This window comes from Haloparvum sedimenti (genome assembly GCF_001462205.1).
GTDB classification, from domain to species: domain Archaea; phylum Halobacteriota; class Halobacteria; order Halobacteriales; family Haloferacaceae; genus Haloparvum; species Haloparvum sedimenti.
This window is the reverse complement of the sequence record NZ_LKIR01000004.1, coordinates 1-25,680: the sequence shown is the minus strand read 5'-3', so window position 1 is coordinate 25,680 and position 25,680 is coordinate 1. Positions and strand designations below refer to the sequence as shown.

Sequence of the window (25,680 nt, the reverse complement as noted above, 5' to 3'; positions counted from 1 at the left end):
CGACCGACGGGACGAACCTAGTGCCGTCAGGGCTCTCCGCCGCCCAGCTCGCGTCGACGCTCCTTGTACCTGTCCGGAAGGAGGTCGACCGCGGTCACCTCCTCCAGGGCCTCGTCCTCCATCCGGCGGTACTCGGACCGGTTCGCGGGCGGCTGGTACGTCTCGAGCGCGTCGAGGACCGCGGTCGCGGGGATCGTCGACCCCTCGTCGGTGCCGTTCGCGGCCAGGTGGTTCCAGACGGCCTCCTTGGCGACCCGCTCCAGCTCGGCGCCGGTGTACCCCTCGGTTCGCTCCACGAGCTCCGCCCAGTCGCGCTCCTCGAGCGCCGGCGTCGCCTCCCGCCGCCCGAAGTTCACCTCCAGGATGGCGCGCCGCGCCTCGGCGTCCGGGCGGAGGAACGGGATCGTCAGGTCGAACCGCCCGGCCCGCTTGAGGGCGGGATCGATCTTGTGCGGCTCGTTGCTGGCGCCGATCCAGATCACCTCGCCCTCCAGCTCCGGGTCGGACATGAACTGCAGGATGCGCGCGAACAGGCGCTGGTCGACGCCGCTGCCGGTCCCGTCCCCGCGCTGGCCGAGGCTCTGGTCGATCTCGTCCATGAACACGACGACCGGCTTCAGCGAGCGGATCAGCTCCAGCGCCCGCGAGAGGTTCCGCTCGGACTCGCCGACCCACATCGAACGGATGTCGCCGAACTCGGCGAAGTTGACGCCGCAGGCGTTCGCGAACGCGCGGGCGACCATCGTCTTCCCGGTGCCGGGCGGACCCAGGAACAGCAGACCGTTCGGGAGCGAGCGCCGGACCATCTCGGAGTCGCCGGCCTCGTCCAGCAGCTCGGAGATCGTCAGCAGCTTCCGGCGGACCGGCTCCAGCCCGCCGACGGCCGCGAACGCCTCCTGCGGGTCCGTCGACGGGTCGGGCTCCGTGACCTGCAACAGCCCCCCGCTCTCCTCGGAGAGCAGGTCCCGCTTCGCCTCCGTCACGTACTCCATCGTCAGCTCCCCGTCCCGTTCGGATCGGGCCTGTAAGACGAGGTTCTCGAGGCCGACCCTGTCGAGGCCCGACGTCCTGTTCGCCAGCGTCGCGAGCTTCTCGTCGATGCGGTCGCCGAACTCGTCGCTGAACCGGACCGGTTCGGCGGCCGCGTCGATGCGCACGCCGGGCATGTGGTCGACGCGCGACCCCGTGAAGAGCGTCGTCAGGAACTTCAGCCGGGCTTCGGCCGTCTCGGGACGCGGGACCTCGATCGTGTCGACGTGGCTGGTTCCGGACCGGAGGTCGTCGTTGAGGGAGTCGGTCCCGTCGGCCAACAGGACCACCTGGTTCTCGCTCCGGAACATCTCCGGGGATTGCGCCCACCGCTGTATCGCGTCCGTCAGGACGTTCCGGTTGACGTTCGTGGAGTCGGGCGGGACCAGCAGCTGCAGGTTGTCCACGATGACCGAGACGCCGCCGTCGTAGCCCGCCCCGAGCAGCCGCTCGATGACCTGCAGGTCGCGGTCGAGCGCCTCCTGCGCGCTCCGGGCTCTCCCGTCCCGGAGGTCGAGGTCGTCCTCCTCCTCCAGCACCTCGAACGGCGTCGGGTCGTCGGCCGGCGTCCCGTCGCCCCTGATCGGGTCGGAGAAGCCGTTCGAGAGGGAGTAGCGAACGACCCAGTCCTTCCGCGCGGCCGCGCTCCGCTCCAGCCGGTCGATGACCGGCGTGAACCCGCGGTGCGGAGAGAACGCGTAGTCGTGGACGTTGCCGACGAGCATGAACACGCGGGCGACGTCCGCCCGCTCGTGTTGGTGGAGTTCGGCCAGCCACTCGGGGTCGGTTCCCAGGAACCCCTCGTCCATCCACAGCCGCTGGAGGTCGGGGTTCCCGTCCATGAGGAAGCTGTCCAGCCAGTCGGGCGGGCTCCCGTCGCCCCCGTCGTGATCGCCGCGGAGCCAGGGCGGGGCCTCCCCCCGCGGGAAGTTCTCCTCGGCGCGGTCGCCCGAGAGAACGCCGAACCGATCGTCCAGATCCCGAACGAAGCGCTCCGCCCAGTCGGGGAGGGCGGAAAACTCGACGCCGTCGGCGGGCTCACTCATAGTACTCCTCCACGTCGGCCTCGATCTCCCGTATCGAGTCGGCGTACTGGTCCGCGAACCGCCCGGACCCGACGGCGTCGAGCCGCGACTCGTAGTACCGCCTGATGAACGCCAGGTACTCCTCGTGGTGTCTGTGGAACTCCGACTCCGCGACCGCCGCGTCGTGTCGCTGTTGGGCCGCTCCGCGGGCGCGTGGTTCGATCCGGCCCAGCACCGCCTGGTCCTCGCGGCTTTGCTGGGAGCGGTGTTGTTGGGCCAGCCTGTCGTCGCCGATCGCCTTCGTCGTCCCGTCGATGGACCGCTGGATCGACTCCAGCTCCTCGACGGTCGACCGGAGCGTCGACAGACGGTCCTCGAGGTCGGACTCGCGCTCGCGGGCCGCGTCCAGCACGCGCTCCCACTCGGACTCCCGTCGGTCGGTGAGCGCGCCGATGCGCTGCTCGCGCTGTTGCGCGAACGCGATCGCGCCCTCGATGTCCGAGAACGACCCCGAGACGGCGACCGAGGCGTCCTCCAGGTTCGCGCGCTTCCGCTCCAGACGCTGTCGCAGGTCCGCGGCCGTCTGCTCTCCCTCCCGAGCGTCCGTCCGATACCCCTCGCAAATCTCCCGGAGCGACTCGCGTTCCGCCTCGAGGAGCTCGGTCCGCGTCCGCTGGTCCCGATCCGGCGCGTCGATCGCCTCCAGCGAGGACAGCTCCTCGTCGACCTCGGATAACCGGTCGTCGAGCGCGGACGCGCGCCGGTCGTCGGCCTCGGCCAGCCGCTCCAGATACGCGACGTTCCGCTCGATCCACGCGAGCTCCTCCGCGATCCCCGCCTCCACGTCGGTCCCGAGGTCCAGGCGACGCAGATACGCACCCAGCTGCTGGTGGTAGCTGGGCGCCTCCTCCACGAGGCGTTGGACCCGACGGTCCTCCTGCTGGAGTTCGACGAGCGTGTCCAGGGAGTCGATCCGGCGCTCCAGGACCTCGATCAGGCCGTCCCTGAGCGTCCGGCCGGCTGACAGCAGCTGTCGGCGGAACTCGGCCTCCCGCCGTTTGTACTGGACTCGCTCCTCGCGCCGGTCGGCCTCGCGGCGCTCCCGCTGGTCGGCCCGGCGTTCGCTCTCGCTCGCCCGAGCGCGCGCTCGGTCGGCCGTCTCCCGCGCGCGAACGGTTTGGTAGTACCCGCTTCGCACGAGCGCGTCCCTGGCCGCCGACCCGAGGGGGTTGGACGCGTCACGCATCAGCTGCGAGAGGTGTTCGCGCGCCTCGTCGTGGCCGAGCGTCTCCAGCGCCGCGACCGCTTCCCGCGCTCCCGCCGGGTCGCTTTCGCCGGCGTCCGCGGCCACCTCGGCGACCGGGTCGGCCGCCGCGAGGATCACCTCGTCCGAGACCGCATCCAGCGCGGCCTCGACGACCGGATCGTCGGGCTCACGGTCGGCCAGAAGCGTCGTCAGCCGCTCCGCGAGGTCCTCCGGCCGGGACCGTATCAGCTCCGCCACGGCGGTGGAGACGGTCGCCTCGTCGGCCGTCCCGCCCTCGCCGATCTCCTGGAAGAGCGCCCGTATCTCCGCGTCCGTCGCCGCCACCTCGTCGTCGGTGACGTACCGGACGCGGTCGCGGTAGCGAACGTCCGGCCGCTCCTCGATCTCCGCGTCGAGGCCGGTGAGGACCGAACAGAGCGCGCGGACCGCCTCCTGCCGTTCGGGACCCGTCTCCTCCGCGGCGACATCGATCAGCACGTCGACCACCGCTCGGACGCCGGTGACGCCGTCGAGGGTCTCGATGACGTGTTCGATCGACTGTCGGTACTGGGGGAGGTCGCGCAACCGGTCGACTTCCCGTCCGAGCGCCTCCACCGCGACCTCCGAGAGGGCGATCTCGTTCCGGAGCCGGCCGGGGAGCTGTTCGCGGTCGGCGCGCTGGTAGGCGTCGAGCGCCTCGACCGCCTCGGTCAGCGCGAACTCGTCGTCGCCCGGAAGCTCCGCCGACCACGCCTTCAGGTTCCGCAGCGCCGTCATCATCACCGACTGGTCCTTGCTGTTCCGCAGCGGAACCAGGTGGTACAGCAGGACATCGAAGTCGGTCTCCGAGAGCGACCCGTCGCCGAGCAGCCGGAGCGAGCTCTTGACCTCCTCCGGCGGCGCCGTCTCCGAGAGCAGCTGGTTCAGGGACCGCTGCTGGTTGAAGTTCGTGACGACATCCGCCGTCGGCGAGTCGTCGGTCGGGGCGCTCCGGTAGAGGTCCTTGAGGGCGTTCCTGACGCGAGGGGGATAGCTCCCGCCGCGCCGGGAGCGCTCGGCCTCGGCGACGATCGCCGAGAACAGGTGCGGCTCGGACGACCGGTGGTTCCGCACCCAGCCGACGACCGCGGACAGAAAGCTCACGGCCTGTCTCGGCGGATCGGACGCTCCCGCGAGGTTCACGAAGAGGACCTCCAGAAGCAGTCGCCGGTCGTCGGCGCGCATCTCCCGGAACCGGCGCCGGAGGGTGCGCTTGCAGAGCCGGCGAACGTCCCGGTCGTCGTCCCAGAGCCCCAACACCAGCGCGCGCGTGACGCGCCGGTCTCCCGGCGGCGCGTCCGCCAGCGTCTGCGCGTCCGCGTTCCGCTGTGCCGCGTCCCCCCGTCCCGCACTGAGCCGGCGAACGGCGGACGACACCGCCGACGCGCCGCTCATGTGTCCCCCTCCCTGTTCTTCTCGTCGCGCTGCCGGCGATCGGCTGGCTCGCGTTCCGCCGGGCGCTCCTCGTCGTCGGCCGCCGCCTCGGGCGCCCCCTCGCGGAAGCCGACCGGGAAGACGTCCTCGCCGATCGGGAAGCGGTCAGAGTGAAGCTCGAACCAGCCCTTCTCGGTGTACGGGACCGGCGTCTCGGGCTCGACCGCCGACTGCTGTTCGGCCTCCCCGACCGCTTCGTCGGCCTCGTCGACGGTCACGGGGTCGGAGAGGTGGTAGTCGTTTCGCGCCGGGAGGTCGGGGTCGCCGTGGACCGACTCACCTTCCGAGACGGCCGGCGGCGGTCCGGCCGCCTCGCCGGCGTCGAAGTCGGCCTCGGCCCCCCGTGCCGACTCCTGTCTGTCCGTCGTCCGCGCGACATCGCTCCGGGTCTCCTCGACGTCGGCCGCGGTTCCCTCCCAGGTCTCCTCGATGCGGTCCGTCGACCCCTCGATCTCCCGCTGGAGCGACTTCGAGTCGTTCAGAAGGCTCTCCGTCCCGTTCAACAGCTCGTCCCAGTTCGACCGGTTCCGCTCCGCGTCGCCGGCGCGGCGGGGGCGCTGCCTCATCGCTCCTCACCGCCCTCGACTCGCTCGGCGGCGCGGTCCGCCAGTTCGGGGTCGACATCCGCGACCCTGTCCGCCTCGACGGCCCGTCTGAAGACGCTGTCCAGCCGCCACGCGGTCTCGTTGCGGCGGTACTGGTGTTTCCGCGCTCGCTCCGCCGACTCGACCGCCGCCACGTCGGCCTCCGGGACCTCCGCCCTCGTCCGCTCGCCGAGGTCCGCAAGGTCGTCGTGGTCGGCGTCGAGCCGAGCCGCGAGCTCCCTGACGTGCTCGGCCTGGCGCGCTCGCCGGTCGACCGCCTCGGACTGCGTCTCGGCGAGGGACCGGAGCGTCCCCCGGAGCGAGTCGGCGCGCGACCGAGCCGTCTCGCCCCGCTCCTGCAGCGTGGCCTCCCGCGACCGGGCGGACTGTCGCACGCCGTTTAACTCGCCGACGATGTCGTCGACCCGCGCCTGGACGCGGTCGTACTCCTCCCTGATCTCGCGGAGCTCCGACTGTCGCTCCTCGAGTTCGCGCCGGTACCCGTCGATTCGCTGGAGCGATTCCTCGAGGTCGCTCTCGAGGCCCCGATGGTCATCGCGGAGCCGTCGCAGCTCGTCCTCGAGGTCCGAAATGTCGCCGTTCAGCCGCCGCAGGTCGGATTTCCGGTTCGAGAGCTCCGTCTCGGCGTCGTTCTGCTTCCCCTCCAGCTTCTCGATCTCCCGGTTGATCTCGCCCATCTTCCGTTCCCACTCGTCGTGTCTCCGCTCGTACTGCTCCCGCCAGTTCTCCCCGGAAAAGTCCCGCGGTGACGGCTCCTTGCCGTCCAGCTGTCGGAACTCCCGCTGGAGCGACCCGACCTCCTGTTCCAGACTGGGGATTATGTCGTGTTGCAGCTCCTGAATCCGGTTTTCGACGTCATCCTTCTCCCGTCGCGCGCTGTCCAAGTCCCCCTCAGCCGCGTCGATGTCGCTCTCGACCGACGTGATCTCGCGCTCGATCCGTTTCGCCTCGTCACGCTCCGTCTGCACCTCGCCACGGAGGGAGTCGATCCGGCCGACGAGCTCGCGGATCGCTTCCTCGAGCTCCTTCAGCCGGTCGAACAGCGGCGCCAGCTTCAGCATCCGCGTCGCCCCCTGCGACCGGAACGTCGACAGGTTGTCGACGCTCTTCGACGCGGCCTCGGCCGCCTCCAGTCCGGCCCGCTTTCGCTCGTCCTCCGTCGACGTTCGCTCCTCGGTCCGGTCGCGTATCTCGCGGTCGATGTCCGTCGCCGTGGACATCGCGTCGAAGCGGGTCTCGATCCGGTCGGCGGTGGTGCGGCGCTGTGACTCGCGCTCGACCTCCGACTCGTAGCCGGCGTCGACGAGCGTCTCACGGGCCGCACGTCGTAGTTCCTCGTCGTCCGCGTCGAACGCCGGGTCCAGCAGGACATCCACGATCTCCCGCGACTCGAGCCGGTCCAGCGCGTCGACGAGCCGGAGCCGTTTGTCCGCGTCGCCCTCGGCGGCGTCCCAGAGGTCGGCCGCGACGTCGACGAACTCGACGAGCCGGTGGTCGGCCGCGGCCTCGAGTTTGGCGTCGGCGACGGCGCTTTCCCCGACGTCCTCGACATCGATCTCCCACAGGAGCCGCTGGATCTCGGGCGGCCGAACCGAGAGCCACGCGCTCGCCGCGTGCGCGCTGACGGCCTCGGAGTAGGAGGAGGACTCGACGATCGTCTGCAGCGTGGACCGGACCGTCTCGTCGACGCCGAGCTCCGCCTCGGTGAAGAACACGCCCCGCATGTGGTCGGTCTGAGCCGGAGTCTCCGTCTCCTGCCGGGGCTCCAAGCCGACGAGGACCGACTCGAGGACGTCGATGCCCGCGTGCACCGTCTCGTCCTCGTGAGCGTCCCGGAGGAGGAACGAGCAGATGTCGTCCGCGCAGCCACGGAGGCCGGAGACGTGCTCCAGCGTCTCGAAGGCCGAGACCACGACCTCCTGCCGGCTCTCGATGCGCGGCAGCTCACGCAGCCACTCGACGATGGCGGGACCGACGTACCCGGACATCACGATGCCCGTGACCATCGAGGGCGGCAGCTCGTCGAGGTCGCCGGCGAGGTCGTCCTCGAGCAGTTCGATGGCTTCCTCCGCCGTGCGCCGGTCGTCGAGCTGTTTCGCCCACTTCTCGTAGGTGTCGAGCGCCGCCTTCTCGACCGCCGCGTCGTAGTGGTTCCGAAGCGGATAGAGGACGTCGACGACCATCCGCGTCGGAACGTCCGCGAGCGGTTCGTCACCGAGCGTCCGCAGCAGCGAGATCCGCGAGTCCGCGCCGAGGTTCGGGTCGACGAGCCGCTGCTGGATGTCCCGTTCGCGGAACGCCGCGACGCGTTCGTCGGACCGGCGGTCCCCGATCTCCGCGAGTCGCCGGAACTCCTCTTCGGCGGCCGAGATGCCCTTGGAGGAGGTGTCGTACCGCAGCAGCGACTGGACCTCGTCCAGGAACGAGATGAACACCTCGGGGTTCCGGTGGCGGAGCCCGTACGCCCGGTCGCCGAGCGCGCGGACGCCCTCCTCGGACTCGATCCCCGCCGCGGTCCGCGTGCCCAGGTTCCTGACGAGCCGTCGCAGCCACCGGGACTGCTCGTCGGCTTCCAGTTCCGACAGCGCCTCCAGCAGCCCCGCCCAGTCGAACTCCTCGTCGAGCGACGCGAGGCCGTCATCGGTCGTCGTCGCCACCGCCACGAGGTGCCGCGGCCGGAGCTCCCCGGGGTTGACCCCCGACTCCCCCTCGCGGTTCGAGAGGAACCGCTCCAGCTGTCCCGGGTCGGCCTGCCCTCGGTCGCTCATAGGAAGGCGACGGCGAGGACCCCCGCGGCGGTGACGGCCAGGAGCGCGACCTTCGCGTACTCCAGCGCGGCGGGCGTCTGGGTCGCCTCGAGCTCGGCGACCGTGGTCTGCAGCTCGTCGACGCTCGAGGCGAGGTCCTGGTTCGAGTTCCGGATCGCCTCCGAGACCTCGTCCTGGACGGTTCGGTTCCGTTCGGCCTGTTGCCGGATCTGGTCGAGGACCTCGGAGGACTGGCGCTCGAACTCGGAGGCCGCCTCCTCCATCGGCGTCGCGATGCCGTCCAGCTTCTGGATCGCCTGCGACTGCCGCTGGTTCAGGTCCGAGAGGGTCTCGCTGACCTCCTCGAGGCCGGCCAGGGTCTCGGGCACGTCCTGCGCGAGCATCTCGCGCGTCTCCGCCTCCTTCTGGATGGTCTCGTTCAGCTGCTCCACCGTCCGCCGCATCGCCTCGGAGTTCTCCTGGAGCTGCTCCAGGCGGGACTTGAGCGCCTCGGAGTTCTCCCGCTGGGTGATCGTGTGCTCGGTCTGCCACTCCTCGAGGCCCTCCATGGACTCCTCGTACACCTCCTCGACGCGCCGGTGCTGGGCGGCCCACTCGGTGAGGATGTCCGTCGTCTCGTCGAGCAGCTGCTGCTGTTCCTGCCGCCAGGTCTCGACGTTGTTCGCGACGCGCTCGACGGGCTCGGCGGCGTCGTCGAGCGTCTCCCCCCACTGCCGGAGCCCCTCGAAGTCATCGACGGTGCCGATCGCGGCGGAGAACCCGCCGACCGCCTCGTCCATCCGGTCGAAGACCGCCTCGAAGTCGTCGCCGATCTCGTTGAGCTCCTGTTGGGACTCCTCGAGCTTGTCGACCTGCTCGGTCACCGCCTGGTCGACCGACGCCTCGATGCGGTCCGCGTTGTCGTCTAACGCCCCCTTCATCTCGTCCTCGAGGGACTCGAGCTGTGCCTGCTCCTGCTGTTGGGAGCGGTAGAGGACCGCCCCGAGACCGCCGGTTCCGATCAGGATCGATGCGACGATGAGTAGGTTTCCAGTAGTTACCATGATCAGTGTGCCTCCGCGATGCCCGCGCGCCGGGCCTCTCGTTCGAGCTCCGTCAGCAGCTGTCGTCCGCCCCGTCTGAGGTCGGACTCAGCCAGGTTCCGTTCGAAGCCATCCGTGTCGACGCCGGCCTCGCTCAGTTCGTCGATGAACCGCTCGGCGTGGAGCGAGACCAGGATCTCGACGAGCCCCTCCACGACGTCGAGCCGCTCCTCGAGGTCCGGGTGCTCCGTGCGAACCCGGTCCGCCACCTTCCGCACGACGCCGAGGTTCAACAGGAGCTGTAGCTCCGAGGTGTCGATGGGCGCCGCCAGCAGTCGCTCCGTGACGTCGACCGCGGTCTGCCCGTCGACCGCGGCGTCGTCCTCCTGAACGTACTGCATCAACCTCGACAGCCGGCCGTAGAACCGGCGGTCCCTGTTCGACAGCGCCGCGTCGTCCTCGAGGAACGACTCGAGCCGCTCCCACCGACCGAGGCCGGCGAGCGACTCGACGTACGCCGTCGCCACGGCCTCGGCACCGTCCGCCGACGCGTCGGTGAAGACGCCGTCGGTGGACTCCGCGACCTCGACCACCCGTCTGGCGTTGTTGCGTCGGCTGCCGATCCGCATCAGGAACCGGGCCGCTCGGACCTCCTGGCCGAACTCCTCCTCGAGCCGTTCGACGTACTCCTCGGCGGTCTCGAGGTCGCCGACCCGGAGCCTGTTCTCGACCGCGTTTCGGCACACGTCCGCGTCGGGGTGGTCCTCCAGCAGCGCCGCCCAGACGTCGAACGCGTCGTGCCAGCGCTCGTCCGTTTCGGCCGCCCTGGCGGCCATCATCCCGGTCTCCCGGTCGCTCTCGCCGGAAACGTAGGTGTCGGCGTCGTACGCGGTCAACACGTCGGTCGCGATCTCCCGACGGCCCGCCGCCTCCGCCGCCTCGAACAGGTCCGGACCGACGTCGAACAGCTCCGCCGCCGGGAAGAGGTACGTCCGGTAGAGCTCGAGCGCGTCCTCGCGGCCGGTGTCGGTCCCGCACAGCAACGCCTCGATCGAGGCGGCGATCAGGCGACCGTTGTCGGCCGCCGGGTCGGGTTCGCACTCGCGGAGCCATCGCTCGACCGCGAGGACGATCTCCGGGTAGCACTCCGCTCGGCGGCCGAACTCCACGAGCGACTCCAGCCGGTCGACCCCCTGCTCCGGCGCCCAGCGGTTCAGGCTGCCCCGGAGATGTCGTCGAAACCGCCCCTCGAGTCCCAGGTCGTCCGCGACCGCGAGCAGCGGGACCGGCGTCCGAAGCGACGGCCCGGCGTCCAGCGCCTCGGCCACCAGGTCGGCAGCCGCGTCGGACCGCTCGCGTTCCCGCAACGCCCTCGCGACGGGGACGACCGGCACCGACTCCACGTCCAGCGTCGAGAGCCGAACGAGCTGGTCGTCGGTCAGCGGGGCGCTCGCACCGTGGATCGCCACCGTCCGCAACAGCAGCCGGCGCCACTCCGACCGACCCATACAGAACTCGAAATGGTCCGCATCGAGGTCGCCGGACGCGTCGTCGCGGCCGGCCGCCAGACACCAGTCGAGGAGGTCGTCGTGGGGGCTCCGCGGAACGTCGACCTCGGGGAGGTCCTCGGCCCCGAGGCGGAACTCGACGATCAGTCTCGCCGCCTCCACGAGGCCCGACGCGTAGCCACCGCCACGATAGTCGACGCGGAGGAACCGATCGACGGCCTGAACGACCGCCGGCCGGTCCGGCGATTCCGAGTCCGACCTGCGCTGCCGGTCCAGTCGAGTCAGCCGATCCAGCGCGGTCGCGTACTCCCGAGACCCCTCGACTGGAGGCGGCTCCAGATCCACACCACCGTCGGCTCGGACCGCCCCGCGACCAGACGCGTCACCCGATCGTCTGACAGGGGCGTGATTTTTGTCATCTGATGACACACGACGCACACCGGGTCGGACTCACTTATATCCAGCGTCATATTATATCTGACATCATTCGACGGTTCCGAAGCGGGACCCACCGACTGCTGCCGGACGCACGCTGAGTCAGGCGCGTCATCCCCTCCGCACGCGGCTCTCCGCCACCCAAACACCCAATTGGGCGGCCCGGGTACGGCGCCCCATGCCCGACCCCATCCCGCTCGATGCGTACCACGACCTCCGCATGCCGAACGACGTGGCGGTCTCGCCGGACGGCGAGCGCGTCGCGTTCGTGGCGGACGAGATGCACCCCGACCCGGACGAGCGCCACAGCGCGCTGTACGTCGCGCCCGCGGACGGCTCGCGTGACCCCCACCGCCTCTCGCGTGCGTCGGACGCTCGCGCCCCCGCGTGGTCCCCCGACGGCGAGCGGCTGGCCTTCCTCGCGGCACGCGAGGCGGACCTCGACCGCGGCCGCGGACGCGGCGAGGACGTGGACGAAATGACGGACGAGGAGCAGCACGCCGAAGAGGAGGCGAACGGCGACGAGAACGACGACGAGAACGACGACGAGAACGACGACGACGAGAACGGCGGCCCGAACGGCGACGACGAGAACGGCGGCCCGAACGGCGACGACGAGCCGAAGCCGCAGGTGTGGACCTTCGACCTCGCGCTCGGCGGTGACGCCCGGCAGGTGACCGACCGCGAGGAGGGCGTCCGCGAGTTCGACTGGGGTCCCGACGGCGAGCGGATCGTTGTCTCCGCGCGCGATCCCACCGACGAGGAGCGCGAGTACCTCGACGCCCGCGAGGAGGGCGGTCCGGTCGAGACGGAGCGCCTCCAGCACAAGTTCGACGGCGTGGGCTTCACCGACACCGTCACCACCTACCTGTTCGTCGTCGACGCCGCGACCGGCGAGGCGACCAGACTCGACGACGCCTACGGCGCGGGCTCCTCGGAGCCGATCATGGGCCTCCAGCCGGCGTGGGGCTCGAACGACCGGATCGCGTACGTCTCCGTCGACCGGGAGGACCCGCCGGGCGAGGCGACCGACCCCGACGACACCCTCGCCGCCGACGTGTACACCATCGCGCCCGACGGGACCGACAGGCGGCGGCTCACCGACGGGACGCTGCGCTGCTCGAGCCCCGAGTGGTCCCCCTCGGGCGACCGGGTGGCGTTCGCCGGCGGCAACCCGACGAACTGGTACCAGCCGACGGAGGTGTACGTCGCCGCGGACGACGCTGACGCGGCCGACGGCCACCGTGAACCGACCTCCGTCTCCGGATCGCTCGACCGCACGGTCGCACGGTTCGGGGCGCCGCGGTGGCGCGACGCGGACACGCTGGTCTGCCCGGTCGCTGACGAGGGCTGGACCCGGCTCGTCGAGTTGCACGCCGACCGCGACGACCCGACGCGCGTCTTCGACTCGCAGGGCCGCGACCGCACCCTCGGCCGGTTCGACATGACCGGCGGCACGGTCGCCTGTACCCTCTCCAGCCCGCAGGGCGGCTCCGACGTGTACGCGGTCGACGCGGACGCGCTCGCGGATGCCGAGGAGGCGGACCTCCGGCGGCTCTCGCTGCTCAACGAGTCGTTCCTCACCGCCCACGAGCAGCCGACGAGCGAGCGGATCACCTTCGAGAACTCGGACGGCGAGTCGGTCGAGGCGGTCGTCTACCGACCGCCCGACTTCGACCCCGACGACCCCGAGCCGGCCCCGACGGTCGCGGCGATCCACGGCGGCCCGATGTCCTACGACGCGCCGACGTTCCACTTCCCGCACGCCTACTGGTGCTCGCGGGGATACGTCGTGATCCGCGTCAACTACCGCGGTTCCACCTCCTACGGCAGCGAGTTCGCGGAGGCGCTCAACGGCTCCCGCGGCGAACTGGAGTCCGACGACGTGATCTCCGGCGTCGAGCACCTCGTCGACCGCGGCTACGCCGACCCCGACCGGCTGTTCGTCACCGGGTTCTCCTACGGCGGGATCACGACCGCCCACATCGTCACGCGGACGGACCTGTTCGCCGCGGCCGCGCCCGAACACGGCATCTACGACCTCTACTCCACGTTCGGCACGGACGACAACCACAACTGGCACCAGTGGGAGTTCGGGCTCCCGTGGGAGAACGTCGACGCCTACCGCGATCACTCCTCGATCACGGACGCGGGCGAGATCGACACCCCCCTCCTGATCACCGCCGGCGGGAAGGACTGGCGCTGTCCCCCCTCGCAGGCCGAACAGCTCTACGTGAGCGTGAAGAAGCAGGGCGTCCCCGCACGGCTCGTCGTCTACCCCGAGGAACACCACAACGTCGGCGACCCCGAGCGCGCGACTCACCGCGTCCGCGAGCTGACCGAGTGGTTCGAGCGCCATGATCCCGCAGTCGAGACGGCGGACGGCGAGAGCGAAGCGGATACGTAGGTCGTCCCCGCCTCCATCCGTTCAGAGGTCGTGATACGCCTCGATCGCCGACCGGAGATCGTCGGGGATCGGCATCGAGTCGCCGGACTCGTCGACGATCACCTGCACGGTCTCGGCCTCCGCCGCGACGCCCTTCTCCGTCCTGATCTCGTAGGACATCGGAATCGACGAACGACCGAGCTCCGGCACGTCGAGCGAGACGGTCACCGACCCCTCCTCCAGCGTGACCGGCGCCCGGAAGTCGACCGACAGCGTCGCCAGCACGCTCGGGATCCCGTCGAGGCCGCGGTCGGTCACCTCCCTGAAGTAGTCCGTCCGCGCCTGCTCCGTGTAGGTGGCGTACACCGCGTTGTTGACGTGGCCCATCGCGTCGATGTCCCGGAACCGAACGCCGATCTCGGTCGTGAAGGCGGTCATGCTCGCTCACTCGCGGAGGCGCCCCATGTAGTCACCGGAGCCGGCCGGGGCGGCCGGAGGAACCCGAGCCGGGCCGCCGGTCAGCGGAACAGCCGCTCGCGGAGGGACCGCGAGGTGGGGCGCTCCGCGAGCAGGACCGACGCGTCGAGGTTCTCGAGCACCGAGAGCGCGAGGGAGCCCTGCACGACGCGCGAGAGCAAGCCCTGTTCGGTCGCCCCGACGACGACGAGGGTCCGGTCGGCCGCGGCCCTTCTGATCGCCGACTCGACCGCTCCCGTCTCGACGCGGATCTCGGCGTCGTCGAGGCCGTGCTCGGCGGCCCACTCGCCGAGGAACACCCGGCCCGTCTCGCGGTCCTCCGCGACGTACAGCAGCGTGACGTTCGCGCCGACCGCGTCCCGGAGCGCGCGGGCGACCTCCGCGGACAGGTCGGAGGAGTAGCCGCCCGCGGTCGGGAGCAGCACCTCGCTCGGGTCGAACGACCGCTCGTTGAGCACGAGCACGTCACACGGGAGGCTCTGCGCGAGCTCGTCGAGCGTCCCCTCCGCGCGCCCGCCGGCCAGCCGCGCGCCGCCGTAGCCCATGATGAGGGTGTCGGCCTCGTGATCGCGCGCGGCGTCGAACACCTCCGCCACGCCCTGGTGGGAGAGGATCGTCCGCGTTTCGACGGGGATGTCGAACCGTTCGGCGTCCTCCCTAGCGTCGGCCAGTAGGCGCTCGGACTCGTCCATTACGCCCTGCCTGCGTTCGGCGGCGGCCGCCAGCGACGTCTGGTCGGGGACCTGCACGACGTGCGTCGCGAACACGGTCCCCCCCTTCGCCTTCGCGAGCGCGCCGGCGAGCGTCATCAGCGCCCCCTCGGTTCGGGGGTTCGAGAGCGCGACCATCACCGTCGGGCCCGTATCCCGGTCCGGCGTGGTTGCGGTCGGCTCCTCGCTCGGTCCGCCCTCCGAGACGTGGCGACCGAGCAGTCCTCGACCCTCCGTGTGACGGCGTGCGTAGACGGCGTACCACAGCACGGAGCCGACGACGAAGGCGGCCGAGAGGGCCAGCTCGCGGAAGCCGACGAACGCGAGCAGCCCGAGCGAGAGCACCATCCCGAGGATCGGCGTCAGCGGGTAGAACGGGACCGTGAAGTCCGGGTCGTACTCGGGCGCGTCCGTCTCCCGGAAGACGATCAGGGCGGCGTTCATCAGCGCGTACACGACGAGGTGGAGCACGCTCGCCGCCTTCGACAGGATCTCGAGGTCCTGCCCGAGCAGCGCGATGAACACGAGGATCATCGCGCCCGTCACGACGATCGACCGGTACGGCGTTGCGAACTTCGGGTGGATGTCGTTGAGCCAGTCGGTGACGATACCGTCCCGCCCCATCGCGAAGTTGATCCGCGCGGAGGCGAGGATAGAGGCGTTGGCGCTCGAGGCAGTCGCCAACAGCGCCCCGACGGTGACGATCCCCACGGCGAGTCCCGTGTACTCGCCCGTGAATGCGACCTCCGTCGCCTGGGTCAGCGGCGCGCTGGTGCTGAGTTCGGACCACGGGACGACGCCGAGCATGACCGATACGAGCACGGCGTAGATCACGGTCACGATGGCCACGCTTCCGATGACGGCGATGGGGAGATTTCTGCCCGGATTCTTCAACTCTTCGGCCACCGTGGCGATCTTCGCGTAGCCGAGAAACGAGACGAACACGAGAGCGGTTCCGGGGAGAATGGCCCCGTAGCCCATCGGTGCGACGCCGTCGGTCCCGAGCAGCGTCGCCGTGTCGAACGCGAGCCATCCGCGGACCGCGAACAGCGTGAGTATCCCCAGAAGCAGCGTCACGATGACGGTCTGCACCCCGCCGGTCTCCTTCGCGCCGACGTAGTTCACGAGGACGAACGCGGCGCCCGCGAACAGTGCGCCGACCTGCACGTCGGTGAGGAACAGCACGCTCGGCATCGGAGCCAGCGTGGCGAGGTACTGCCCGAAGCCGATGCTGTAGAACGCGGAGGCGAACGCAAGCCCCATCCAGTCGCCCATACCGGCTATCGAGCCGAACAGCGGACCAAGCGCCCGATTCACGTAGTAGTAGCCGCCACCGGCCTTCGGCATCGCCGTACCGAGCTCGGAGACGGAGAAGGCGTTGACCATCGCGACGAGCCCGCCGACCACGAACGAGACCACGACCACCGGACCGGCCGCCTGCGCGGCCACCCCGGGGAGTACGAAGATCCCCGCGCCGATCATCGTCCCGATCCCGATGGTCATCGCGGAGACCAGCCCCAAGTCCTTCGCGAGTTCCTCGTCGCTCACGCGAGTCCCTCCGGATCGAACATGTGGTGGTGTCGAGTTCGGAACACGCTATTCCCCCTCGACCTCCGGAAGCGATATCACCGGCACCTCAGGGTCCGTGACGAGCTTTATCGCAGTGTCGCCGGCGATGAACTGGACGAGTCGGCTCCCGCCCCGCGGACGGACAGCGATCACGGTCGCACCGACGGACGCGGCCTCGTCGAAGATGGTCTCGACGACATCCGTTCCGAACGCCGTCCGCGTGTCCACGGGGACCTCGCCGGCGAGCCGGGTCTCGACGACCGCCAGACACGCGGCCGCGTCCTCGCGTCGCTTGTCCAGCGGCGCCTTGTCGACTGTCCCGCCGCCCTTCTCGATCACGTGAAGGGCGGTGACGCGCTGGACGCGGTCGAGATGCGGACGGAGTGCATCGCACGTCGCCCGCGCGTCCGCCTCGGTCACGACCGGCAACAGGACGTGGTCGAGAAGAGCCACCTCAGAACACCCCTCCGACGGTTCGGCCCGACTGTTCCTCCGGGGGAGTGCGACGACCGAGACCCCGGCGATCCGGACGTGGAACGGTGGTCGCACGCCTCCGGTCGCGTCCTCTGGCATCGGTGCGTCTCATGTCGCGAGCGTCGGGGACGACAAATATAACTATTCCGATGAGATTGCGTGATCCGTAGAATAGATCATATATATTTCGGAATGAGTAATCACCATGCGAGTGTTCGACCGCATCGCCGCTCCGCGCCGAGCGGCGGGATAAAGTGGGTGTCCGTGGTACGGCTCGTATGGACTACCGGCTCGACGAGATCGACCGGCGCATCATCTACGAGCTGATGCGCGACGCCCGAACCACGTCCGCGCCGACGATCGCCGAGGAGGTGAACGTCTCGGCCGGGACGATCCGGAACCGGATCGACCAGCTCGAGGAGCACGGGATCATCCGCGGCTACACGGCGGGGATCGACTTCGAGCGCGCGGAGGGCCACCTAACCACCCTCTACGTCTGTAACGCGCCCGTCTCGGAGCGCAAGGCGCTGGCCCACGAAGCGCTCGCCGTCCCTGGAGTGATAAACGTCCGGGAGCTGATGACCGGTCGTCGGAATCTCCACATCCTGGCGGTGGGTGGAAACACCGAGTCGCTCCGACGGATCACCCGCGCCCTCTCGAAGCTCGGGATCGAGATCGAAGACGAGACGCTAGTCGAAAGCGAGACCGACGGGGCCTACGCGCCGTTCGGCCCCGACGACGAACCGCCGACCGCCGACGCCACCGACTTCATCAGCCTCGCGGGCGACGCGAACGTCGTCGACGTGACGGTTCCGGAGGACGCGCCCATCGTCGGACTCACGCTCGAGGCGGCCGTTCAGGACGGGCTCCTCGACGACGACGCCCTTATCATCGCCATCGAGCGCGGCGATCGCGTCCTCACGCCGCACGGGACGACCACCGTCCAGCCGGACGACATCGTCACCGTCCTCTCGCGAAGCGGCGACACGGCGTCCGTCCTCGAAACGTTCGTCGCCGAGGAACGGACCGCCGCGGAGGAGTGATGAGGACCGGCCCATCGATCTTACTTCGTAGAGCTCACCGAGCTACCCCCCTCCAGAAAAACGGCCATAGGAGTATTGTGTATCGCCATATATGATTTATAGAATGCCGATCGTCAGCTTTTCGGGACGCGGCCGGCACCGAACCGAACCAACATCTTCAATTTCCCGCCGCGTCCACGTTCGCGTATGAGCCTCGAAGCGGAGGTCGACTGTCCCAACTGCGAGGAAACGCGCTCGTTCTACCGGTCGGCGGCGATGAACCTCCACCTCGGCGAGAAGACGAAGTGGCGCTGTCCGGAGTGCGGCTACGGGTTCGTGCGGATCAACGGCATCAGCACGCTCCCCGCGTAGCGGCGGTCCCCTTCTTCGACGCCTCGACCCCGGGAGTGACGGCGCCGAACCGGGAGTCTGCGGACCGAACGCGGACGGCTAGGTCTCACACCCGTCAAAGCGGCAGAGCTCCGTTTTTCTCGTTCGAGCACACGCGCGAGCGGGCGACGCACCACACGGTCGCCGCGACATCGACGATCGGTCGTAGACAACTTCCACCTCTCGACGACCGCGGCACGCGTCTCGACGACGGGGCGCTACGTGAGCGGGCAGCCTGATGCCGCCTCCCGTGCGCCCCGGCTCAACCGTTCCTCTCGCGCCGTCGATCGGACCCGATTTCGGAGGACCTCCGACGAACTCGCCGAAAATTGTCCGGATACACCGACGGGCACCGATCGGATAAACTTCATAGTGCGATACAGAATTTGGGGCTGGCGCTCGATCCGTCGACAGAAGGTCCGGTCGGAGAAGCTCCGCAGGAGGTGTGAGGTCCTCTACGACTCGCGGACGACGTTGGCCTCGAGGACGCCGACGCCGTCGACTTCGGCGCGGACCGTGTCTCCGCCCTCGATGACGCCCGCGCCCGGCGTGCCGGTGCTGATCAGGTCACCGGGTTCCAGCGTCATCACGTCGGAGTGGAACGAGACGAGTTCCGGCGGCGAGAACAGCATCCGGTCGAGCGTGTTCTCGGCGATCACCTCGTCGTTGATCACCGTGCGGACGGTCGTCTCGGACAGGCGGTCGAGGCTCGCGGGCGCGGAGATCCACGGGCCGACGACGAGGAAGGAGTCGAAGCTCTTCGCGCGCGTGAGGAACCGGGGGTTGCGCTGGAGGATGTCCTCCGCGGTCATGTCGATCACGGGGACGAACCCCGCGACCACGTCCGCGAAGTCGGCCTCGTCGACGCCCTTGCAGGTGCGGCCGATGACGACGCCGAGTTCCGCCTCGGCGGTGACGCGGTCGGAGACGTCCCGCGGCGGGAGTCGGATCGGACCACCGGGGGCGGTGACCGTCGTTGCGGGTTTCATGAAGCTCGCCGGCTCCTCGGGCCGGATCTCGTCCAGGTCCGCCGCGTGGTCGGCATAGTTGAGCCCGATCCCCCACAGCTTTCCGGGGTCGAACGGCGCCGCGAACCGGACGTGTTCCGCCGGTCGGGGCCTCGCGGGGAGCGACGCGAGCGGCGGCAGGTCACCGGTCGCGGCGGCCGCGAGGGCGTCGGTCGTCGTCGCGTCCGCGGGGTAGTCGGCCGCGGAGAGCGGAACGAACCCCTCGGCGTTTCCGAGGAGGGGCCGCCCCTCGACCGAACGCGCGAGTCGGTATGTCTCGCTCGCCATCACTCCTCCCGGTCGGTCCAGAACTCGAAGCCGCGGCCGGGCGCGAACACGTCCAGCCCGACCGCGCGCTCGTCGCCCGCGTTCTCGACGCGGTGGGACTCCCACGCGTCGAGGTGGACGGAGTCGTAGGCGGCGAGCGTGACGGTCTCCTTCTCGGTGTGCAGGGTGAGTTCGCCCTCCAGACAGACACAGACCTGCTCGTTCTCGTGGTCGTGCATCGGCGAGGAGTGGCCCGGCGGCTTCTCGAACCACTCGAAGGTGAATCGGTCGCTGCCCGCGAGCGCGGCCCGCTGCCAGCCGTCGTCGGGTTCGTACGTCTCCGCGTCGTCGAAGGGAACGTGATCCATGCCGGGTGCTGGCGTGTGGCGACAAAAGCGGTTGCGGTCGTCCCGCCGCGTCACCGGTTTCGCGCGGATAAATCGGTCGCTGCGATAGCGAATCGGCGGGCAGTGCGAGGAGACGGGACTTACGGCGGTCCCGCAGGAGGTAGATAAATGGCCGCGAACGACGAAATCGGCAGTTTAGAGGTTCGCGTTGCCGGCGCCGCCGTCGATGACGACGGACTGCCCGGTGATGAAGCCGGACTTCGGCGAGGAGAGGAACGCGACCGTGTTCCCGAGCTCGATGGGGTCGCCGATTCGGTCGAGGGGGTTGTTCGCCCACTCCTGTAGCCCCTCCTCGTAGGAGTCGTACTCGCCGCGCTCGACGGCGGCGTTCACGAGGTCCTCGATGCGGCTCGTCTCGTGGGGGCCCGGAAGCACGGCGTTGGCGCGTACGTCGGGCGCGAGCTCCTGCGAGAGCGTCTTCTCCAGTCCGATGACGCTCATCCGGACGGAGTTCGAGAGCACGAGCCCGTCGATGGCCTCCTTCACGGAGCGGGAGGTGATGTTGACGATGGTCCCGCCGTCGCCTTCCTGTAGGGGTTCGGCCGCCGCGCGGGTGAGGCGGACGACGCTCATCACGAGCAGTTCGTAGGCGTGCTCCCAGTCCTCGTCGTCGGTCTCGAGGAACGGCCCCGAGGGGGGACCGCCCGCGGAGGTGACGAGGTGGTCGAGGCGGCCGAACTCCGCGAGCGTCTCGTCGACGAGCCGCTGGATGTCGTCCTCGTCGGTGAGGTCGCCCTGGACGGGGTGAACGGTCGCGTCGCCGGCGGCCTCCTTGCGGAGTTCCGCGGCGGCCTCCGCGAGCCGGTCCTCGTCCCGGCCGTTGACGACGACGTTGACGCCTTCGCGGACGAGCGCCTGCGCGGAGGCGAAGCCGAGTCCGCTGCTCGATGCGGTCGTGAGCGCGACGTTCCCGTCGATCTGTAGGTCCATACGGCGTCATTCGCCGCGTGTGGCATAACCGTTGTCGCTGGGGCCGGCCGCCGCCGCGTTCCGAACGCTTTTGTGTGGCGCTGGCGCCCGCAGTCGATCTCTCGGCGAAAGGCTTTGGCCGACCGGGCGAAATCCCCGACCATGGTGAGCCACGATGGTCGGTGAGGCCCGCGATCCGGAGACGGACGAGGGGCCGCTCTCGGGCGTGACGGTGCTCGACGCCTCGCGCGTGCTGGTGGGGCCGTTCTGTACATTGCAGCTCGGCGACCTCGGCGCGGACGTGATCAAGGTCGAGCGACCGGGGTCGGGCGACCAGACGCGGGACTGGTACCCCCCGACGTTCGACGCGGCCGACGGGCGGGCGGGAGCCGACGCGGACGATCCCGGCGAGAGCGCCTACTACGTGAGCGTCAACCGGAACAAGCGCTCCGTCGAGTTGAACCTCGCGAGCGAGGCGGGCCGCGAGGTGTTCCGCGACCTCGCGAGCGAGGCGGACGTGCTCGTGGAGAACTTCCGCGTCGGCAAGATGGCCGACTGGGGCCTCGACTACCCCGACCTCACGGCGGAGAACCCTGGCCTCGTCTACTGCGGCATCTCGGGGTACGGCGAGTGGGGGCCCGACCGCGACAAGCCCGCCTACGACATCATGATGCAGGCGCGGGGCGGCCTGATGTCGATCACGGGCGTGGAGGGCGGCGCGCCCGTCCGGGTGGGCGTCGCGCTCGCGGACGTCGGCGCGGGGATGTACGCCACGCAGGCGATCCTCGCGGCGCTTCTGGAGCGCGAGCTGGGCGACGGGACGGGACAGAAGGTGGACGTAAGCCTGCTGGACGGGCAGGCGGCGTGGATGAGCTACATGGCGACCAACTACTTCGCCTCCGGCGACCCGCCGGGGCGAATGGGGAGCAAGCACCCGACCATCGCTCCCTACCAGGCGTTCGAGACCGCGGACGGCTACGTCGTGGTCGCGTGCACGTCGAACGCCTTCTGGGAGCGGCTCTGCGAGGCCCTGGACCGGCCGGACCTGCTGGCCGACGAGCGCTTCGCGACGAACGCGGACCGCGTGCGGAACCGCGAGGCGCTCGACGCTGCGCTCGACGCGGCGTTCGCGGAGTGGACGACCGCCGAGGCGGTGGAGACGCTGGAGGCGCACGACGTGCCCGCGAGCCACGTCCGGGACATGGCGGAGCTGTTCGCGGACCCCCAGATCGAGGCGCGGGAGATGCGCGTGGAGATGGAGCACCCGACCGCGGGCACCGTGACGATGCCCGGCTCACCGATGAAGTTCTCGCGGACGCCCGCGACCTACCGTCAGCATCCCCCGCTGTTGGGCGAGCACACCGAGACGGTCCTCCGGGAGTTCGGCTACCGGGACGCCGACCTCGCGGACCTCCGCGAGCGCGGGGCGATCCCCGAGGAGTAGCAGGATTTTCTGTCCGCCCTTCCGGGAAGGCGGCGGCGACCCGCCACAAGGAATATATCTGTTGCCGACCAGAGGACAGGTATGAGCAAGCATTTCGAAGACGCGCGGTACTACCTCGGGCGAGCGGTCGAGCACGCGAAGGCGGGCGTCAAGGAGGAGTTGGAACCGATCGAGGCCCGCGTCCGCGACATCGTGGGCGACGAGGAGGAGCCGGAGCCCTCCCGCGTGGACGCGATCAAGGCCGACCTGAAGGAGCTCGAGCAGCGCGCGGAGGGCGAGGCCCGCGAGGCGGTCGCGAGCGCCCGCGAGAAACTCGACGGCTACCGCGGCCGCGGCGAGTCCGCGGACGCGGACGCGAAGTAGCGCGCGACCGTAGCCCCGTGGCGACCCGCCCGCGCCTCATTCCCGGGACGCGGCCGCCGCGTCGGGGCCGTAGCGCTCGTCCACCCCGCGGATGTCGAACGGGACCTCGTTCTCGCGGAGGAGGGTTCTGAACCGGCGGACGCCCTCCGCCGCGTCGACCGCCTCCGCCCGGTAGTGGCGGATCGGGTGCCGGATCCACGACGGTTCCCAGTGGGCGTACACGTCGGTCGTGTCGCGGTCGGGGCCGACGTACAGCGCGAGGTGAAGCTGGTGGTCGCTCCACAGCGCGCCCTCGGGGTACCACGCCCAACTCGCCTCGGTCACCTCCGGGTCCGTGGCGTACGCGCGGTACTTCAGCGAGGAGAGCAGGTTGCGGACGAAGCCGAGGCGGTGGAGCAGCGCCTCGACCTCCTCGTGCGGCATCGCGAGCGTGCAGGCGTACTGGTCCCGCGGCGTCTCCCGCTCCGCGTAGAGGCCGACGAGCGACAGCGGCGCGTGGAGCAGGCCCGCGACCGCCTGCCGCGCCCGCTCCGCGAACTCCAACTCGTGGGTCATGCGTGACCGATGGACGGCCGCGCCCTTCAGTCCCCCGCGAGAAGTAACCCTTAAGTCTCGGCCTCGGGTACGAATGCATGCGCGGGTTGGTGGTCTAGCCCGGTTATGACGGCTCCTTCACACGGAGCAGGCCGGCGGTTCGAATCCGCCCCAACCCACTTCTTTCGCTCCTGTGATTGACAGCGGAGCAGATGCTGCGTTTTTGTTTACACGACCGCGGACTGGGTTGACTGGCAGGGAGACAAGGTTCGGGTGCCTGCGGTCGAGGATGGATGAACTCCGAAGACGGAACACGCAGTGCGGACGATCCCAGTGAAAGACGTGGACACGCTCCGGTTGTTCAGGCAGTTCTTCAAGTGGAACGGCGAAATCGGCGTGACGCGGCAGACGGTCGGGAACCGAGTGCGAGCGGTCGCGGAGGACACCGAGTTGGACAAGAAGGTGATGCCGCATATTCTTCGGCACACCTACGGGACTCTCATCGCCCATCGTAGAGCGTCACCACAGTACATTCGGCAAACGATGGGGCATGCGGATCTATCGAGCGCGAATGACTATCTGCAGTACGCGGGAACGCAGTTGGATGCGGAGGCAGAGGAGTTGTGGTAGCGTTTGAATTCCTTCAAATGGTTGTGAAGCAATGTCCCAAGGGTCTATATGATTCCTCGCTAAACTCACTCTACAGGGGAATACACATGCCCAAAGTTTCGGGAGGCGGGATAGATCCCTCCGGCCCACGAGATCCGCTCAATCCTCTTGGTCCGTTGAAGTCCCAGATTCAGCACTTCGAGGCGATGTTCGAAGTTATCTTTGACGACTATGAAGGGTTCATCGACGAGCTTTACCGAAACGTCCAGCAAATGCCCCCAGAACAGCGATTCACCGAATCAGCAGACGAAGTCAAAGAGATGGTGCAATCGCAGTTCGGGAGTATTGACGCACTCGTCAGCCAGTTCCCATTCGACGAGGATACACTCAATATCTTTCTCAAGAAGGCTATCTCCAGCCTTATTAAGCAGGTTTTAGAAGGGGTATACGTTGTTCGGAATCCCGAGGGACACCTGATTGTGGCAGCAAGCCTCCAGGCAATCCTGAACGCGGTAAACCGTGCGCTTCACGAGGACAACTACGACGGTGAAGTCCTGAGCTCAGCTGTCCTCGCTTTGTACGCACGGTTCTACAACCTGGTCAAGTACGAGAACGGAGATGTCTCCGAAGAGGCGGTCGTTCGCGATGTCGCAAGGGGGCTCCATTACACTCACGAGGCCTTCGGCGAATCGTATTTCCGTCCGCACCCTGACGAGATCGATTTCGAGTTGCTGCGAGAAGAGATAGTCCGGTATGGTGCTGTCTCCGCGTACAAGCATCTCGATATCTCGGTCACTCGCGGTGCAGAGTTGGCTAACGTGAGCCACAACGAATTCCGCGAGTTGCTCGATAGACACGGTGTCCGTCCTAACCTCGGCCCAGACTCTCTCGAAGATCTCCACGAATCTTCTCTCATCGATGAGTAGGCCGGATCGAATCGTTCTCGATAACAGTATCCTATCTGCATTGCAGAATGCGGGATGGTTCACGTCACTCCAATTTTGGTATCCAGAATCAATGCTCATCGTGCCACAGCGGATCTGGGAGAGCGAGTTCGAACCATACCACTCGCGGTCGGAGCTTCCGTTCTGGATGATGATCCAAGTCGCCGATCTCAATGCTCTCGATGTTGATCTCCCAGGTCAAATCGGGGAAGCAGACTGGAGCTGTATTCGGCTCGCCGAACATGGAGACGATAACGCGCTTTTGGTCACAAACGATCGGCGGCTCAAGCAAACAGCAGAGAATCGCGGGACATCCGTACAGTGGGGAACACGATTTGCCCTCGACACGTACCAGCTATGCGGGATTTCTGAACAAGAGTTCGATTCAGGGGTAGAGGACTACCTGGATGACGTTCCGCTAAGCTCGAATCTGAAAGATGATGTGAGGAATACGGACAAGATCTAGCAGGAACATAAGTTCACGGCCGAGAATAAAGGTTCTCTGGAGACCAGACACGCGGTTCGGACGATCCCGGTGAAAGGCAGGTGCCAAGAGGGCACAGTGAATGTGATAATCCACCGCCAAGTATAATAGATAATTGACTAAAGGACCGCTAATGAAAAGTCGAGAATATAAGGGAGTGTGGTGGACCGAGGAAAAGCCAAATGACCAATATATGGGAAACATGACTTTCGATCCAGAGAAAGGTATTTATCTGGACTTGCTGGGAGATCTAAGTGATTCTTTCATCAGTTCAGGATCAGCGGAGACCTTCAACAAGATCTTCGGCCTGAATGAGAATGGGGATCATATCACCTTGTTAAATTGCGTTCGAGACAGTTCTTCTAGAGGGATGACAGAAGTGCGTTCGTCCACTTATATGTGCACCTATCTGATGGAGGGAGCGATTTTCCAAAATAAGAACCCCGCTTTCAACAAAATCGATATTTCTTTTTACGGTATGAATTGGTGGGTAGGTGGGCCGACACCCCGTCCAACACAAGAAGCTATGGAAGGGTTAGCAGGGGCAGAGGATTATAATAAAATGGCTTTGGA

The 25,680-nt window shown here is 68.3% G+C and carries 22 protein-coding genes and 1 tRNA gene; 10 read left to right on the top strand and 13 right to left on the bottom strand.

The genetic code is table 11. The features are described 5' to 3' along the window. Window positions 1-26: 26 nt before the first annotated feature. From AN233_RS00145 to AN233_RS00120, 6 genes are read right to left on the bottom strand one after another with little or no spacing between them, the layout of a single operon-like run. Window positions 27-2,075 carry an ATP-binding protein gene (locus AN233_RS00145; protein WP_058364854.1) on the bottom strand — a complete coding sequence of 683 codons (2,049 nt, stop codon included), beginning with the start codon at window positions 2,073-2,075 and terminating at the stop codon, window positions 27-29. Next, complete coding sequence (locus AN233_RS00140) at window positions 2,068-4,734, bottom strand: hypothetical protein (protein WP_058364853.1); 2,667 nt, start codon at window positions 4,732-4,734, stop codon at window positions 2,068-2,070. Before AN233_RS00140 ends, AN233_RS00145 begins: the two co-directional genes overlap by 8 nt. Then, window positions 4,731-5,339, bottom strand: coding sequence for a hypothetical protein (locus tag AN233_RS00135; protein WP_058364852.1), 609 nt, complete (start codon window positions 5,337-5,339; stop codon window positions 4,731-4,733). Before AN233_RS00135 ends, AN233_RS00140 begins: the two co-directional genes overlap by 4 nt. Continuing rightward, window positions 5,336-8,146 (bottom strand): hypothetical protein, encoded by a 2,811-nt coding sequence (locus AN233_RS00130; RefSeq protein WP_058364851.1) that lies wholly within the window; start codon window positions 8,144-8,146, stop codon window positions 5,336-5,338. The genes AN233_RS00135 and AN233_RS00130 overlap by 4 nt, the downstream gene beginning before the upstream one ends. Beyond that, window positions 8,143-9,189, bottom strand: a complete 1,047-nt coding sequence (locus AN233_RS00125) for a hypothetical protein (RefSeq protein WP_058364850.1) — start codon at window positions 9,187-9,189, stop codon at window positions 8,143-8,145. Before AN233_RS00125 ends, AN233_RS00130 begins: the two co-directional genes overlap by 4 nt. A gap of 2 nt (window positions 9,190-9,191) precedes the next feature. Continuing rightward, complete coding sequence (locus AN233_RS00120; protein WP_058364849.1) at window positions 9,192-11,021, bottom strand: hypothetical protein; 1,830 nt, start codon at window positions 11,019-11,021, stop codon at window positions 9,192-9,194. 268 nt (window positions 11,022-11,289) lie between these two features. Here AN233_RS00120 and AN233_RS00115 point away from each other — a divergent pair, with 268 nt between their 5' ends. Beyond that, window positions 11,290-13,518 carry a S9 family peptidase gene (locus tag AN233_RS00115; protein WP_058364848.1) on the top strand — a complete coding sequence of 743 codons (2,229 nt, stop codon included), beginning with the start codon at window positions 11,290-11,292 and terminating at the stop codon, window positions 13,516-13,518. Window positions 13,519-13,539: 21 nt separating this feature from the next. Here the strand turns inward: AN233_RS00115 and AN233_RS00110 are convergent, their stop codons facing one another. The 3 genes from AN233_RS00110 to AN233_RS00100 all read right to left on the bottom strand — a co-directional run bounded on the left by AN233_RS00110 (window position 13,540) and on the right by AN233_RS00100 (window position 16,706). Next, a complete protein-coding gene (locus AN233_RS00110; protein WP_058364847.1) occupies window positions 13,540-13,935 on the bottom strand; it encodes an acyl-CoA thioesterase in 396 nt (131 codons plus the stop codon). A gap of 80 nt (window positions 13,936-14,015) precedes the next feature. Beyond that, window positions 14,016-16,232 carry an amino acid permease gene (locus tag AN233_RS00105; RefSeq protein ID WP_058364846.1) on the bottom strand — a complete coding sequence of 739 codons (2,217 nt, stop codon included), beginning with the start codon at window positions 16,230-16,232 and terminating at the stop codon, window positions 14,016-14,018. Between the two features lie 48 nt (window positions 16,233-16,280). Further along, the gene (locus tag AN233_RS00100; protein WP_058364884.1) at window positions 16,281-16,706 is read right to left on the bottom strand and encodes a universal stress protein; all 426 of its coding nucleotides are present in this window, start codon (window positions 16,704-16,706) and stop codon (window positions 16,281-16,283) included. Window positions 16,707-17,005: 299 nt separating this feature from the next. On the opposite strand from AN233_RS00100, the gene AN233_RS00095 reads away from it, so the two are divergent. Both AN233_RS00095 and AN233_RS17015 read left to right on the top strand, forming a co-directional pair. Continuing rightward, window positions 17,006-17,770 (top strand): Lrp/AsnC family transcriptional regulator, encoded by a 765-nt coding sequence (locus tag AN233_RS00095; RefSeq protein ID WP_058364845.1) that lies wholly within the window; start codon window positions 17,006-17,008, stop codon window positions 17,768-17,770. A 186-nt stretch (window positions 17,771-17,956) separates the two neighbouring features. Next, window positions 17,957-18,121: a DUF7838 family putative zinc beta-ribbon protein gene (locus AN233_RS17015; protein ID WP_176696591.1), complete on the top strand. Its 165-nt coding sequence runs from the start codon at window positions 17,957-17,959 to the stop codon at window positions 18,119-18,121. A 473-nt stretch (window positions 18,122-18,594) separates the two neighbouring features. Here AN233_RS17015 and AN233_RS00090 read toward each other — a convergent pair whose 3' ends face one another. The 3 genes from AN233_RS00090 to AN233_RS00080 form a co-directional block, all read right to left on the bottom strand. Continuing rightward, a complete protein-coding gene (locus AN233_RS00090) occupies window positions 18,595-19,434 on the bottom strand; it encodes a fumarylacetoacetate hydrolase family protein (RefSeq protein ID WP_058364844.1) in 840 nt (279 codons plus the stop codon). Beyond that, window positions 19,434-19,781 (bottom strand): cupin domain-containing protein, encoded by a 348-nt coding sequence (locus AN233_RS00085; protein ID WP_058364843.1) that lies wholly within the window; start codon window positions 19,779-19,781, stop codon window positions 19,434-19,436. Before AN233_RS00085 ends, AN233_RS00090 begins: the two co-directional genes overlap by 1 nt. Window positions 19,782-19,955: 174 nt before the next feature. Next, window positions 19,956-20,750 carry an SDR family oxidoreductase gene (locus AN233_RS00080; RefSeq protein ID WP_058364842.1) on the bottom strand — a complete coding sequence of 265 codons (795 nt, stop codon included), beginning with the start codon at window positions 20,748-20,750 and terminating at the stop codon, window positions 19,956-19,958. A 154-nt stretch (window positions 20,751-20,904) separates the two neighbouring features. Between AN233_RS00080 and AN233_RS00075 the strand changes: the two genes are divergently transcribed. Together AN233_RS00075 and AN233_RS00070 are read left to right on the top strand one after the other, a co-directional pair. Beyond that, on the top strand, window positions 20,905-22,173 hold the full coding sequence (locus tag AN233_RS00075; protein ID WP_058364841.1) for a CaiB/BaiF CoA transferase family protein: 1,269 nt from the start codon (window positions 20,905-20,907) through the stop codon (window positions 22,171-22,173). Between the two features lie 81 nt (window positions 22,174-22,254). Beyond that, window positions 22,255-22,536: a DUF7553 family protein gene (locus AN233_RS00070; RefSeq protein WP_058364840.1), complete on the top strand. Its 282-nt coding sequence runs from the start codon at window positions 22,255-22,257 to the stop codon at window positions 22,534-22,536. 36 nt (window positions 22,537-22,572) lie between these two features. Here AN233_RS00070 and AN233_RS00065 read toward each other — a convergent pair whose 3' ends face one another. Beyond that, entirely contained in the window at window positions 22,573-23,091 is a 519-nt protein-coding gene (locus AN233_RS00065; RefSeq protein ID WP_058364839.1) for a hypothetical protein, read from the bottom strand. A gap of 83 nt (window positions 23,092-23,174) precedes the next feature. Between AN233_RS00065 and AN233_RS00060 the strand changes: the two genes are divergently transcribed. From AN233_RS00060 to AN233_RS16640, 5 genes are all read left to right on the top strand, one after another. Continuing rightward, window positions 23,175-23,249: transfer RNA gene (locus AN233_RS00060), tRNA-Val, on the top strand. A gap of 154 nt (window positions 23,250-23,403) precedes the next feature. Continuing rightward, window positions 23,404-23,700, top strand: coding sequence for a tyrosine-type recombinase/integrase (locus tag AN233_RS00055; protein ID WP_176696590.1), 297 nt, complete (start codon window positions 23,404-23,406; stop codon window positions 23,698-23,700). Continuing rightward, on the top strand, window positions 23,694-24,605 hold the full coding sequence (locus tag AN233_RS00050; protein ID WP_125919939.1) for a UPF0175 family protein: 912 nt from the start codon (window positions 23,694-23,696) through the stop codon (window positions 24,603-24,605). Before AN233_RS00055 ends, AN233_RS00050 begins: the two co-directional genes overlap by 7 nt. 91 nt (window positions 24,606-24,696) lie before the next feature. After that, the gene (locus tag AN233_RS00045; protein ID WP_058364836.1) at window positions 24,697-25,089 is read left to right on the top strand and encodes a hypothetical protein; all 393 of its coding nucleotides are present in this window, start codon (window positions 24,697-24,699) and stop codon (window positions 25,087-25,089) included. 151 nt (window positions 25,090-25,240) lie between these two features. Beyond that, window positions 25,241-25,680 (top strand): ApeA N-terminal domain 1-containing protein (locus tag AN233_RS16640; RefSeq protein ID WP_141654114.1); only part of this gene is annotated, 440 nt, incomplete at its 3' end.

What these genes read in the sequence shown, in the direction of transcription:
- AN233_RS00070 (WP_058364840.1), top strand. Translation starts at nt 22,255, where the DNA reads ATGAGCAAGCATTTCGAAGACGCGCGGTACTACCTCGGGCGAGCGGTC.
- AN233_RS00135 (WP_058364852.1), bottom strand. Translation starts at nt 5,339, where the DNA reads ATGAGGCAGCGCCCCCGCCGCGCCGGCGACGCGGAGCGGAACCGGTCG.
- AN233_RS00065 (WP_058364839.1), bottom strand. Translation starts at nt 23,091, where the DNA reads ATGACCCACGAGTTGGAGTTCGCGGAGCGGGCGCGGCAGGCGGTCGCG.
- AN233_RS00045 (WP_058364836.1), top strand. Translation starts at nt 24,697, where the DNA reads ATGCTCATCGTGCCACAGCGGATCTGGGAGAGCGAGTTCGAACCATAC.
- AN233_RS00130 (WP_058364851.1), bottom strand. Translation starts at nt 8,146, where the DNA reads ATGAGCGACCGAGGGCAGGCCGACCCGGGACAGCTGGAGCGGTTCCTC.
- AN233_RS00090 (WP_058364844.1), bottom strand. Translation starts at nt 19,434, where the DNA reads ATGGCGAGCGAGACATACCGACTCGCGCGTTCGGTCGAGGGGCGGCCC.
- AN233_RS00145 (WP_058364854.1), bottom strand. Translation starts at nt 2,075, where the DNA reads ATGAGTGAGCCCGCCGACGGCGTCGAGTTTTCCGCCCTCCCCGACTGG.
- AN233_RS00075 (WP_058364841.1), top strand. Translation starts at nt 20,905, where the DNA reads ATGGTCGGTGAGGCCCGCGATCCGGAGACGGACGAGGGGCCGCTCTCG.
- AN233_RS00080 (WP_058364842.1), bottom strand. Translation starts at nt 20,750, where the DNA reads ATGGACCTACAGATCGACGGGAACGTCGCGCTCACGACCGCATCGAGC.
- AN233_RS17015 (WP_176696591.1), top strand. Translation starts at nt 17,957, where the DNA reads ATGAGCCTCGAAGCGGAGGTCGACTGTCCCAACTGCGAGGAAACGCGC.
- AN233_RS00140 (WP_058364853.1), bottom strand. Translation starts at nt 4,734, where the DNA reads ATGAGCGGCGCGTCGGCGGTGTCGTCCGCCGTTCGCCGGCTCAGTGCG.
- AN233_RS00115 (WP_058364848.1), top strand. Translation starts at nt 11,290, where the DNA reads ATGCCCGACCCCATCCCGCTCGATGCGTACCACGACCTCCGCATGCCG.
- AN233_RS00085 (WP_058364843.1), bottom strand. Translation starts at nt 19,781, where the DNA reads ATGGATCACGTTCCCTTCGACGACGCGGAGACGTACGAACCCGACGAC.
- AN233_RS00110 (WP_058364847.1), bottom strand. Translation starts at nt 13,935, where the DNA reads ATGACCGCCTTCACGACCGAGATCGGCGTTCGGTTCCGGGACATCGAC.
- AN233_RS00095 (WP_058364845.1), top strand. Translation starts at nt 17,006, where the DNA reads ATGGACTACCGGCTCGACGAGATCGACCGGCGCATCATCTACGAGCTG.
- AN233_RS00125 (WP_058364850.1), bottom strand. Translation starts at nt 9,189, where the DNA reads ATGGTAACTACTGGAAACCTACTCATCGTCGCATCGATCCTGATCGGA.